The sequence below is a fragment of the Rhodococcus gannanensis genome, assembly GCF_042681175.1.
Lineage (GTDB): Bacteria > Actinomycetota > Actinomycetes > Mycobacteriales > Mycobacteriaceae > Rhodococcus_G > Rhodococcus_G gannanensis.
On the sequence record NZ_JBHUFB010000009.1, the window covers coordinates 710,372 to 722,289 of the forward strand.

An 11,918-nucleotide genomic window follows, 5' to 3' on the forward strand; every position below is an offset into this window, starting at 1 on the left:
GGATCGACACGGGAGCTGAGGTCACGGCATGGGACTCGAAGAGAAGTTGCCGAGCGGGTTCCTGCTGTCCACCGTCGAGGGGCTCGCGGGTTACGCGCGCAAGGGTTCGCTGTGGCCCGCGACGTTCGGTCTCGCGTGCTGCGCCATCGAGATGATGGCCACCAGCTCCGGCCGGTACGACCTCGCCCGGTTCGGGATGGAGGCGTTCCGCGCGTCACCGCGGCAGGCCGACCTGATGATCGTCGCCGGACGCGTCAGCCAGAAGATGGGTCCGGTGCTGCGCCAGGTCTACGACCAGATGGTCGAGCCGAAATGGGTTCTGGCCATGGGTGTCTGCGCGTCCTCGGGGGGCATGTTCAACAACTACGCGATCGTGCAGGGCGTCGATCACCTGGTGCCGGTGGACATCTATCTGCCCGGGTGTCCGCCGCGGCCGGAGATGCTCCTCAACGCGATCATCGCGTTGCACGAGAAGATCCAGCAGATGCCGCTCGGCGTGAACCGGGACGAGGCGGTGCGGGCCGCCGAGCGGGCGGCGCTGGCCGCGACCCCGACCATCGAGATGCGGGGGCTGCTTCGATGACCAGTGAGTTCGACAGCGAGGCGACGGCGGGCCCGGAGGGGTGCCCGCCGCCGGACGAGCGCGGGGTGGCGGACGTGATCGACGTCCGGCACGGCATGTTCGGCGTGCGGGGCACCGGGGACACCTCCGGTTACGGTCGCCTGGAGCGGCCCGTCACCCTCCCGCCGAGCAGCACCCGCCCGTTCGGTGGATGGTTCGACGAAGTGGCCGACGAACTCGACGCGGTCCTGGACGCGGCGGGAGTGCCGTCCGGCGACGCGATCGAGAAGGTCGTGGTGTTCCGCGGCGAGGTCACCTTCCACGTCCGGGCCGAACACCTGGTGGCGGTGGCGCGGGCGCTGCGCGACTCGCCCGCGCTGCGGTTCGAACTGTGTCTCGGCGTCAACGGCGTGCACTATCCGCAGGATCCCGGCCGTGAACTGCACGCCGTCTACCCGTTGCAGTCGCTGACCTGGGGCCGCCGGATCCGCCTGGAGGTGTCCGTGCCGGACGACGATCCCCATGTGCCGTCGCTGTACGGGGTGTACCCCACGAACGACTGGCACGAACGCGAGACCTACGACTTCTTCGGAATCGTCTTCGACGGACATCCCGCGCTCACGCGGATCGAGATGCCGGACGACTGGAACGGCCACCCCCAACGCAAGGACTACCCGCTGGGCGGTGTCCCGGTCGAGTACCTGGGTGCGCAGATCCCGCCACCGGACGAGCGGAGGGCCTACAACTGATGAACTCCGCAGAGGGCGACACCGCCGAGACGGTCTACAGCGCCGGGGGTCAGGACTGGGACGAAATAGTCGCAGTGGCAGCGGAATCCGGAGACGAACGGATCGTCGTCAACATGGGCCCGCAGCATCCCTCGACGCACGGGGTGCTGCGACTGATCCTGGAGATCGAGGGCGAGACGGTCACCGAGGCGCGGTGCGGCATCGGCTACCTGCACACCGGGATCGAGAAGAACCTCGAGTACCGCAGCTGGACACAGGGCGTGACGTTCGTGACGCGGATGGACTACCTGTCGCCCTTCTTCAACGAGACCGCCTACTGCCTCGGCGTCGAGAAGCTGCTCGGCATCACCGATCTCGTGCCCGAGCGTGCCACCGTGATCCGGGTCCTGCTCATGGAGCTGAACCGCATCTCCTCGCACCTGGTCGCGCTCGCCACCGGCGGGATGGAGCTGGGTGCCGTCACCGCGATGCTCTTCGGATTCCGCGAACGCGAACTCATCCTGGACGTCTTCGAGAAGTTCACCGGACTGCGCATGAACCACGCCTTCATCCGGCCGGGCGGTCTCGCGAAGGACGTCACGGCCGACGCGCTCGCCGCGGCGCGGGAACTGCTGACGGTGCTGCCGGGCCGGCTCCGCGACATGGAGCGGATGCTGAACGAGAATCCCATCTGGAAGGCGCGCACCGCCGGCATCGGCTACCTCGACCTGACCGGGTGCATGGCGCTCGGCATCACCGGCCCGATCCTGCGGGCGACCGGGCTGCCGCACGACCTGCGCCGCGCCGAACCCTACTGCGGTTACGAGACGTACGAGTTCGACGTCGTCACCGACTCCGGCAGCGACTGCTACGGCCGCTACCTGATCCGGGTGCGTGAGATGAGCGAGTCGCTCAAGATCGTCGAGCAGTGCCTGGACCGACTGCGCCCCGGCCCGGTGATGATCGACGACCGGAAGATCGCCTGGCCCGCGGACCTGAAGCTCGGCGACGACGGCCTCGGCCAGTCGACCGAGCACGTCGAACACATCATGGGCACGTCGATGGAGGCGCTGATCCACCACTTCAAGCTCGTCACCGAGGGATTCCGTGTCCCCGCCGGGCAGGTGTACGTGGCGGTCGAGTCGCCCCGTGGCGAGCTCGGTGTGCACATGGTCAGCGACGGCGGCTCCAGACCGTACCGCGTGCACTACCGCGACCCCTCGTTCACGAACCTGCAGGCCGTGTCCGTGATGTGCGAGGGCGGCATGGTCGCGGACGTCATCGCGTCCGTCGCCAGCATCGACCCGGTGATGGGAGGGGTGGACCGGTGAGCGAGTACTCGCAGGAGACGCTGACGCGACTCGAACTGGACGCGAAGGAGATCCTGGCCCGCTATCCGCAGCCACGGTCGGCGCTGCTGCCGCTGCTGCACCTGGTCCAGTCGGAGGACGGCTGCGTTACCCCATCGGGTGTCGAATTCTGCGCCGGACAGCTGGATCTCACCGCCGCCGAGGTGTCCGCGGTCGCGACCTTCTACTCCATGTACCGCCGCACCCCCACCGGCGACTACTTCGTCGGCGTGTGCACGAACACCCTGTGTGCGGTCATGGGCGGTGACGCGATCCTCACCCGACTGCGCAACCACCTCGGCGTCGCGCCGGGGCAGACCACTCCGGACGGCGCCGTCACCCTCGACCACATCGAGTGCAACGCCGCCTGCGACTACGCGCCCGTCGTGATGGTGAACTGGGAGTTCTTCGACAACCAGACCCCGGACGCCGCAACCGAACTCGTGGACACACTCCGGGCGGGCGGCACAGCCGTCCCGGTGCGGGGTGCGCCGCCGTGCACCTTCCGCGAGACCGAGCGCATCCTCGCCGGGTTCCCCGATCCGCGCCCGGACGCCGTCGACGCAGGCGCACCCGGAGACGCCACCCTCGCCGGACTGCGGGTCGCACGCGAGCGGGGACTGACGGCACCGCGACCGTGGGAACAGTCCGCACCGCGACCGCCCGAACCGGGGGGAGGCGCGTCGTGACCCTGACGCCGGTGCTGAGCAGCTACTGGGACGAACCGCGGTCGTGGTCCCTCGACACCTACGAGCGGCACGACGGGTACCGCGGTCTGCGCACTGCGCTGGACATGACCCCGGACGCTGTCATCGACACGGTCAAGGCATCCGGGCTGCGTGGCCGTGGCGGCGCCGGATTCCCGACCGGCACGAAATGGTCCTTCATTCCGCAGGACCCACCGGACGCAGAGCGGCCGGGCAAGCCGCACTACCTCGTCGTGAATGCGGACGAGTCCGAGCCCGGCACCTGCAAGGACATGCCGCTGATGCTCGCGACACCGCACGCACTCGTCGAGGGAGTCGTGATCGCCGCCTACGCGATCCGGGCGCACCACGCGTTCATCTACGTCCGTGGCGAGGTGGTGCCGGTGCTGCGGCGACTGCAGCACGCGGTCGCGGAGGCGTACGCCGCCGGATACCTCGGCCGGAACATTCTCGGCAGTGGCTACGACCTCGACGTCGTCGTGCATGCAGGCGCGGGCGCGTACATCTGCGGGGAGGAGACCGCCCTGCTGGACTCCCTGGAGGGTCGCCGCGGGCAGCCCCGGCTGCGGCCTCCGTTCCCCGCCGTCGCGGGTCTCTACGCCAGTCCGACGGTCGTCAACAACGTCGAATCCATCGCCAGCGTGCCGCCGATTCTCGCCCACGGACCCGACTGGTTCCGGTCGATGGGCGGCGAGAAGTCGCCCGGGTTCACCCTGTACTCGCTGTCCGGGCACGTCACCCGACCGGGACAGTACGAGGCGCCGCTCGGCATCTCGTTGCGCGAACTGCTCGACTACGCGGGCGGAATCCGGGCCGGTCACGAGCTCAAGTTCTGGACGCCGGGCGGGTCGTCGACGCCGATCTTCACCGAGGAGCACCTCGACGTGCCCCTCGACTACGAGGGTGTCGCGCAGGCCGGGTCGATGCTCGGAACCAAGGCACTGCAGATCTTCGACGAGACCACCTGCGTCGTGCGGGCGGTCCTGCGCTGGACGCAGTTCTACGCGCACGAGTCGTGCGGGAAGTGCACACCGTGCCGGGAGGGCACGTACTGGCTGGTGCAGGTGATGGAGCGGATGGAGGCGGGGGAGGGCACCCCAGCCGACCTGGAGACGCTGCTCGACATCGCTGACGGCATCGCGGGCAAGTCGTTCTGCGCGCTCGGCGACGCCGCGGCCAGCCCGATCATCTCCTCGCTCAGGTACTTCCGCGGGGAGTACCTCGCGCACTTCGACAGTGGCGGCTGTCCGTTCGACCCGGCGCTGTCCGCGCTGACCTCGGGGGTGGGTGCACCGTGACCCTGCAGGAGAACATCTCCGCGCCCGCGGATCTCGTGACCGTGACGATCGACGGCGCCGAGGTCGCCGTCCCGAAGGGCACGCTCGTGATCCGCGCCGCCGAACTGGTCGGCATCCAGATCCCCCGATTCTGTGACCACCCGCTGCTCGATCCCGTCGGCGCGTGCCGTCAGTGCCTCGTGGAGGTGTGGCTGCCGGGACGGGAGCCGGGTGCACCGGCGGCGAAGCTGCCGAAGCCGATGGCGTCGTGCACCACGACCGTCTCCGAGGGCATGGTCGTGCACACCCAGCTCACCTCGCCCGACGCCGACCGCGCGCAGCGGAGCGTGATGGAGATGCTGCTGATCAACCATCCGCTCGACTGCCCGGTCTGTGACAAGGGCGGCGAGTGCCCACTGCAGAACCAGGCGATGTCCAACGGACGCAGCGAGTCCCGGTTCGACGGCGTCAAGCGGACGTACCCGAAGCCGATCCCGCTGTCGACGGAGGTGCTGCTCGACCGTGAGCGGTGCGTGCTGTGCGCACGCTGCACCCGGTTCTCCCAGCAGGTCGCGGGCGACCCGTTCATCGAACTTCTCGAACGCGGTGCACTCCAGCAGGTCGGGATCGGGGAGGGGGAGCCGTTCGAGTCGTACTTCTCCGGCAACACCGTGCAGATCTGCCCGGTCGGCGCGCTGACCGGAGCTGCCTACCGGTTCCGGGCGCGCCCGTTCGACCTCGTCTCCAGCCCCAGCGTCTGCGAGCACTGCGCGTCGGGGTGTGCGCAGCGCACCGACCATCGCCGCGGAACCGTGTTGCGGCGCCTCGCGGGGGACGACCCCGAGGTGAACGAGGAATGGAACTGCGACAAGGGCCGGTGGGCGTTCGCCTACGCCACCGCCGACGATCGCCTGACCACCCCGCTGGTGCGGGCAGCGAGCGGCGAACTCGAACCCGCGTCGTGGTCACAGGCGCTCGCGATCGCCGCGAAGGGGCTGCAGGATGCCGACGCGACCGGTGTCCTCACCGGTGGTCGCCTCACCGTCGAGGACGCCTACGCGTACGCGAAGTTCGCGCGGGTCGCCTTGGGCACCAACAACATCGACTTCCGGTTCCGACCGCACTCCGCCGAGGAGACCCAGTTCCTCGCCGCCCGGGTCGCGGGGAACCGGATGGACGTGACCTACGCCGACCTGGAGCGGGCGTCCGCGGTTCTGCTGGTGAACCTCGAACCGGAGGAGGAGTCGCCGATCGTCTTCCTGCGGCTACGGAAGGCCGTGCGCAGACACAGTCTGGCAGTGCGCTCCGTGGCGCCCTACGCGAGTCGGGGCCTGGAGAAGCTGTCGGGCCGGCTGGTGCAGACCGGTCCCGGCGGTGAAGCGGAGGCGCTGCGGGCGCTGCGTGACGACGAGGCGCTGCGGGAGCAGGGAGCGCTGATCCTCGTCGGTGAACGCGCCGCCACCGCTCCCGGAACTCTCAGTGCGGTGTGTGCACTCGCCGACACGACGGGAGCGCGACTCGCCTGGATTCCGCGCCGGGCCGGGGAACGCGGCGCCGTCGAGGCGGGTGCGACGCCGACGCTGCTGCCCGGCGGGCACCCGGTCGCGATCGCCGACGCCCGAAGCCGGGTCGGAGCCCGGTGGAAGACCGACCTTCCTGCCGCGCCGGGCCGCGACACCGACGGCATCCTCGCCGCGGCGCGGTCCGGAGCGATCGGCGCACTGCTGATCGCGGGCGTCGAACCGGGTGACCTGCCAGATCCGGCGTCCGCGCGGGAGGCGGTGCGCACCGCGGGATTCGTGGTGTCGCTGGAGGTGCGACGCAGCGAGGTCACCGATCTCGCGGACGTGGTGTTCCCGGTGGCACCGGTTGCGGAGAAGGCAGGCACCTTCCTCGACTGGGAGGGCCGTGACCGCACCTTCGGCACCGCCCTCACCGGGACGGGCGCGCTGCCGGACCTGCGGGTGCTGCACGCGCTCGCCGCCGAGATGGGTGAACCGATCGACCTTCCCGACGTGGCTGCCGCCCGCGCCGAACTCGCCGTCGTCGGGCACTGGGACGGCGCAACCACGGCAGATCCGTCGACCTCGCCCGCCGAGCCCCGGACCCCAGGTCCCGGGCAGGCGATCCTCGCCGGATGGCGGATGCTGCTCGACGCCGGGCGCATGCAGGACGGCGAACCACACCTCGCGGGCACCGCCCATCGACCCGTGGCGCGGATCTCGGCGGGTACGGCTACCGAGATCGGCTGCCCGGACGGAAGCCACCTCGTGGTGAGCACCGACCACGGCTCGGTCACCCTCCCCGTCGTCGTCACCGACCTGCCCGAGCGAGTGGTGTGGCTGCCGCTGAACTCGCCGGGCAGTGCAGTACATCGAGACCTCGGGGTCACGGTCGGTGCGCTGGTGCGGATCAGGCCCGCACGGCCCGGTGAGGGGGAGACGTCGTGACGTCCGAACTCGTGTTGGCCGCGGGCACCGACCTGTCCGCGTTCGGCCGCGACCCCTGGTGGCTGGTCGTCGTGAAGGCCGTCGCGATCTTCGCGTTCCTGATCCTGACGCCGCTGATCGCGCTGCTCGCCGAACGCAAGATCATGGCGTGGATGCAGATGCGCGTCGGACCCAACCGGGTCGGACCGCGAGGCACCCTGCAGTCCCTCGCCGACGGCATCAAGCTCGCACTCAAGGAGGGCATCGTCCCGGCGGGCGTCGACAAGCCCGTCTACCTGCTGGCCCCGATCATCTCGATCGTGCCGGCGATCATGGCGTTCGCCGTGATCCCGTTCGGGCCGGAGGTGTCGATCTTCGGGCACCGCACCCCGCTGCAACTGACCGACCTGCAGGTCGCCGTCCTGTACGTCCTCGCCGTCACGTCGGTCGGTGTCTACGGCATCGTGCTCGCCGGCTGGGCGTCCGGATCTACGTACCCGCTGCTCGGCGGACTGCGCTCCACCGCGCAGGTCATCTCCTACGAGGTGGCGATGGGCCTGTCGTTCGCGGCAGTGTTCCTCGACGCGGGCACCATGAGCACCTCGGGGATCGTCGAATCCCAGGTCGGCACCTGGTACGTCTTCCTGCTGCTGCCGTCCTTCCTGATCTACGTGACATCCATGGTCGGCGAGACCAACCGCGCGCCGTTCGACCTGCCCGAAGCCGAAGGCGAACTCGTCGGGGGGTTCCACACCGAGTACTCCTCGCTCCGGTTCGCGATGTTCATGCTCGCCGAGTACATCAACATGGTCACCGTCTCCGCGCTCGCGACGACGCTCTTCCTCGGCGGCTGGCACGCGCCGTGGCCGATCAGTCTCTGGGACGGCGCCAACACCGGCTGGTGGCCGGTGCTCTGGTTCGTCGCGAAGGTGTGGGCCTTCCTGTTCGTGTTCATCTGGCTGCGCGCGACGCTGCCTCGGCTGCGCTACGACCAGTTCATGAACCTCGGCTGGAAGGTACTGATCCCGGCCTCGCTGGTCTGGGTGATGCTGGTGGCCACCGCGAAGGCGCTGCGCCTCGAAGGGCACGACGCGCGGGTCGTCACCCTCGTCGTCGGGGGCGTGATCGTGGCCCTCGGTGTCGTCGCCCTGGTGTGGAACATCCTGCGGCGCAGACGCGCCGGGACCACCGTTGTCGGACCACCGCCGGACGAGGCTCTCGATTCCACAACGGCGGTGCCGTTCGATCCGGCCACGGCGGTGCCAGTCGATCCTGCAACGGCGGTGCCGTTCGATCCCATGGCGGGTGGCTTCCCGGTGCCGCCGATGCCAGGGCAGCGCCTGCCCACGTTCGAGCGAGTGTCGGGAGGTCCGTCATGACGAGATTCTTCGATTCCGTGTCCGGCTTCGGGGTCACCTTCTCGACGATGTTCAAGAAACCGAACACCGAGATGTACCCCGAGGAGCGCCCGCCGACCGCCCCCGGCTACCACGGTCGACACCAGCTCAACCGGTATGCCGACGGGCTCGAGAAGTGCATCGGCTGCGAGCTGTGCGCGTGGGCGTGCCCCGCCGACGCGATCTACGTCGAGGGCGCCGACAACACCGAGGACGAGCGGTACTCGCCGGGTGAACGGTACGGACGCGTCTACCAGATCAACTACCTGCGGTGCATCGGTTGCGGGCTGTGCATCGAAGCCTGTCCGACCCGGGCCCTGACGATGACCGACAGCTACGACGAACTCGTCGACGACAACCGCGCAGACCTCATCTTCGGCAAGGACCGGTTGCTCGCCCCGCTCGAACCCGGCATGGAGGTGCCGCCGCACGACATGGCTCCCGGTGCCACCGACGAGGACTACTACCGGGGGAAGATCGCTCCGCGGGAGGAGTCGTGACCACCGTCGACCTGCTGGCCCAGGAGCTCACCCGCACCAGTACCGCTGAGGCCGTGCAGTTCTGGATCCTCGGGACGCTCTGTGTGATCGGCGCGCTCGGCGTCGTGTGTGCCACCAAGGCCGTCTACTCCGCGATCTTCCTCGCGATGACGATGATCCTGCTCGCCTGCTTCTACATCGCGCAGGACGCCCTGTTCCTCGGCGTCGTACAGATCGTCGTGTACACCGGCGCGGTCATGATGTTGTTCCTGTTCGTGCTGATGCTCATCGGCGTCGACTCGTCCGACTCCCTCGTCGAGACCCTGCGAGGGCAGCGCGTCGCGGCCGTCGTCGCAGGCGTCGGCTTCGGCGTCCTCCTCATCGCGGGAATCGGGAACGTCACCGTCACGTCCTTCGCGGGCCTGCCCGACGCCAACTCCGCACCCGGCCCGGACGGCACCCTCGGCAACGTGCCCGCGCTCGCCGAGCTGATCTTCCTGCGCTACGTGTGGGCATTCGAACTGACCGGTGCGCTGCTCATCGTCGCGACCATCGGTGCGATGGTGCTCGCGCACCGCGAGCGACTCGAACCCAAGCTCGATCAGAAGGCCATGTCGCAGCAACGGTTCCGCGACGGTGGGCAGGTCACGCCGCTGCCGAGCCCCGGCGTGTACGCACGCCACAACGCCGTGGACATGGCCGCCCGGCTGCCCGACGGATCGCCAGCACCGCGGTCCGTGAGCAGCATCCTCACTCCGCGTGTCGGCGACAATGACGATCGGCCGCACCGCGGCGGCGAGAGGGGGGAGCGGTGAATCCGGAGAACTACCTCTACCTGTCGACACTGTTGTTCACCATCGGCGGTGCCGGTGTACTGCTGCGGCGCAACGCGATCGTCGTGTTCATGTGCATCGAGCTGATGCTCAACGCGACCAACCTGGCGTTCGTGACGTTTGCCCGCATGCACGGGAACCTGCACGGACACGTGTTCGCGTTCTTCACGATGGTGGTCGCCGCCGCCGAGGTGGTCGTCGGCCTCGCGATCATCATGGCACTCTTCCGTTCGCGTCGGTCCGCTTCGGTCGACGCCGCCAGTCTGCTGAAGTTCTGAGATGGGCGGGGGGACAGGGGTTCTCGTCGCGCTGCCGCTGGCCGGTGCCGTGGTGCTCCTGCTCGCGGGCAGGCGCAGCGACCGGTGGGGGCACCTGCTCGGCTGCGCGACCGCGCTCGCCTCGTTCGGTGTCGCGGTCGCGTTGTTCGTCGGGATGCTCGGGCGCTCCGGCGACGACCGCGCGATCCACGAAACCCTGTTCCGCTGGGTTCCCGTGGCGGGGTTGCAGGTCGACTTCGGACTCCAGCTCGACCAGCTGTCGATGTGTTTCGCGCTCCTGATCACCGGGGTCGGATCACTGATCCACGTCTACTCGATCGGCTACATGCAGGACGATCCCGACCGCAGGCGGTTCTTCGCCTACCTCAACCTCTTCCTGGCGGCGATGCTGCTACTGGTGCTGTCCGACAACTACCTCGGACTGTACGTCGGCTGGGAAGGTGTCGGCCTCGCCTCCTACCTGCTGATCGGGTTCTGGCACCACAAGCCGTCGGCCGCTGCCGCCGCGAAGAAGGCGTTCGTCGTCAACCGCGTCGGCGACATGGGCCTCGCGGTCGCGCTGATGATCATGTTCGCCACCTTCGGAACCGTCTCGTACTCGGGTGTCTTCGCGGGCGTCGGGGAGGCGCAGGAGGCGACCGTGACGGCGCTCGGGCTGGTTCTGCTCCTCGCCGCGTGCGGCAAGTCGGCACAGGTGCCGTTGCAGTCGTGGCTCGGGGACGCGATGGAGGGCCCGACCCCGGTGTCGGCGCTGATCCACGCCGCAACGATGGTCACCGCCGGCGTCTACCTGATCACCCGCTCCAACGCGATCTTCGACCTCGCCCCGGCCGCCCGCGTCGCGGTCGTGGTGGTGGGCGCGGTGACGCTCCTGTTCGGCGCGATCATCGGCTGCGCGAAGGACGACATCAAGAAGGTTCTCGCCGCGTCCACCATGAGTCAGATCGGGTACATGGTGCTCGCCGCCGGCCTCGGGCCCGCCGGGTACGCGTTCGCGATCATGCACCTGCTCACCCACGGGTTCTTCAAGGCCGGGCTGTTCCTCGGCGCCGGATCGGTGATGCACGCGATGGACGACGAGGTGAACATGCGCCGCTACGGCGGCCTGCGCACCCTCATGCCGATCACGTTCGCCACCTTCGGGTTCGGTTACCTCGCGATCATCGGAATCCCCCCGTTCGCAGGGTTCTTCTCGAAGGACAAGATCATCGAGGTCGCGTTCGGGGCCGGTGGCGTCGAGGGGTGGATCCTCGGGTTGGTCACGGTGATCGGCGCCGGGATCACCGCCTTCTACATGACGCGCGTGATGCTGATGACGTTCTTCGGCGATCGACGTTGGAAAGCGAACGCGCACCCGCACGAGGCGCCCGGCGTGATGACCTGGCCGATGATGCTCATCGCCCTCGGATCCATCGGCTCCGGCTTCCTGCTGGCCTACGGCGGCGCGCTGCAGCACTGGCTCGAACCGGTGGTCGGTGAACACCACGACGAGTTGCCGATGCCGGTGTGGGCGATCACCACGATCACCCTCGTCGTCGTCCTCTCCGGTGTCGGTGTGGCGTACCGGCAGTACGCGGGCGTGGACATCCCCGAGACTGCTCCGGAGCCGGTGACGGCCCTGACCACCGCTGCCCGGCGCGACCTCTACGGCGACGCCCTCAACGAGGCGGTGTTCATGCGCCCCGGCGATCGCCTGACCCGCGGCCTGGTCGTCGTGGACGACCGCGGGGTGGACGGTGCGGTGTCGGGTGTCGCGGCCGGTGTCGCCGGCGTCTCGACGCGGATCCGCAAGTTGCAGAACGGGTTCGTGCGGACATATGCGACGTACGTGTTCCTCGGTGCGGCCGCTGCGGTCGCGATGCTGGCGTTGGTGAGGTGA

Annotated in this window: 11 protein-coding genes; all 11 read left to right on the forward strand. The window is 69.0% G+C overall.

From position 1 onward, the window contains the following. Positions 1-28: 28 nt before the first annotated feature. Genes ACFSJG_RS10095 through nuoL form a run of 11 tightly spaced genes read left to right on the forward strand, consistent with a single transcriptional unit; the run spans position 29 to position 11,918 of the window. Complete coding sequence (locus ACFSJG_RS10095; protein ID WP_378485065.1) at positions 29-583, forward strand: NuoB/complex I 20 kDa subunit family protein; 555 nt, start codon at positions 29-31, stop codon at positions 581-583. Beyond that, a complete protein-coding gene (locus tag ACFSJG_RS10100) occupies positions 580-1,311 on the forward strand; it encodes an NADH-quinone oxidoreductase subunit C (RefSeq protein ID WP_378485066.1) in 732 nt (243 codons plus the stop codon). The genes ACFSJG_RS10095 and ACFSJG_RS10100 overlap by 4 nt, the downstream gene beginning before the upstream one ends. Continuing rightward, positions 1,311-2,621, forward strand: a complete 1,311-nt coding sequence (nuoD, locus tag ACFSJG_RS10105; protein WP_378485067.1) for an NADH dehydrogenase (quinone) subunit D — start codon at positions 1,311-1,313, stop codon at positions 2,619-2,621. The genes ACFSJG_RS10100 and nuoD overlap by 1 nt, the downstream gene beginning before the upstream one ends. Further along, positions 2,618-3,328, forward strand: coding sequence for an NADH-quinone oxidoreductase subunit NuoE (gene nuoE / locus ACFSJG_RS10110; protein WP_378485068.1), 711 nt, complete (start codon positions 2,618-2,620; stop codon positions 3,326-3,328). Before nuoD ends, nuoE begins: the two co-directional genes overlap by 4 nt. Next, positions 3,325-4,644 (forward strand): NADH-quinone oxidoreductase subunit NuoF, encoded by a 1,320-nt coding sequence (nuoF, locus tag ACFSJG_RS10115; RefSeq protein ID WP_378485069.1) that lies wholly within the window; start codon positions 3,325-3,327, stop codon positions 4,642-4,644. Before nuoE ends, nuoF begins: the two co-directional genes overlap by 4 nt. Next, positions 4,641-7,073, forward strand: coding sequence for an NADH-quinone oxidoreductase subunit G (locus ACFSJG_RS10120; protein ID WP_378485070.1), 2,433 nt, complete (start codon positions 4,641-4,643; stop codon positions 7,071-7,073). The genes nuoF and ACFSJG_RS10120 overlap by 4 nt, the downstream gene beginning before the upstream one ends. A gap of 11 nt (positions 7,074-7,084) precedes the next feature. Continuing rightward, entirely contained in the window at positions 7,085-8,431 is a 1,347-nt protein-coding gene (gene nuoH, locus ACFSJG_RS10125; protein ID WP_378485269.1) for an NADH-quinone oxidoreductase subunit NuoH, read from the forward strand. After that, a complete protein-coding gene (gene nuoI / locus ACFSJG_RS10130) occupies positions 8,428-8,949 on the forward strand; it encodes an NADH-quinone oxidoreductase subunit NuoI (RefSeq protein WP_378485071.1) in 522 nt (173 codons plus the stop codon). Before nuoH ends, nuoI begins: the two co-directional genes overlap by 4 nt. Next, positions 8,946-9,743, forward strand: coding sequence for an NADH-quinone oxidoreductase subunit J (locus tag ACFSJG_RS10135; protein WP_378485072.1), 798 nt, complete (start codon positions 8,946-8,948; stop codon positions 9,741-9,743). Before nuoI ends, ACFSJG_RS10135 begins: the two co-directional genes overlap by 4 nt. After that, on the forward strand, positions 9,740-10,039 hold the full coding sequence (gene nuoK, locus ACFSJG_RS10140; protein ID WP_378485073.1) for an NADH-quinone oxidoreductase subunit NuoK: 300 nt from the start codon (positions 9,740-9,742) through the stop codon (positions 10,037-10,039). The genes ACFSJG_RS10135 and nuoK overlap by 4 nt, the downstream gene beginning before the upstream one ends. 1 nt (position 10,040) lies before the next feature. Further along, the gene (gene nuoL / locus ACFSJG_RS10145) at positions 10,041-11,918 is read left to right on the forward strand and encodes an NADH-quinone oxidoreductase subunit L (protein ID WP_378485074.1); all 1,878 of its coding nucleotides are present in this window, start codon (positions 10,041-10,043) and stop codon (positions 11,916-11,918) included.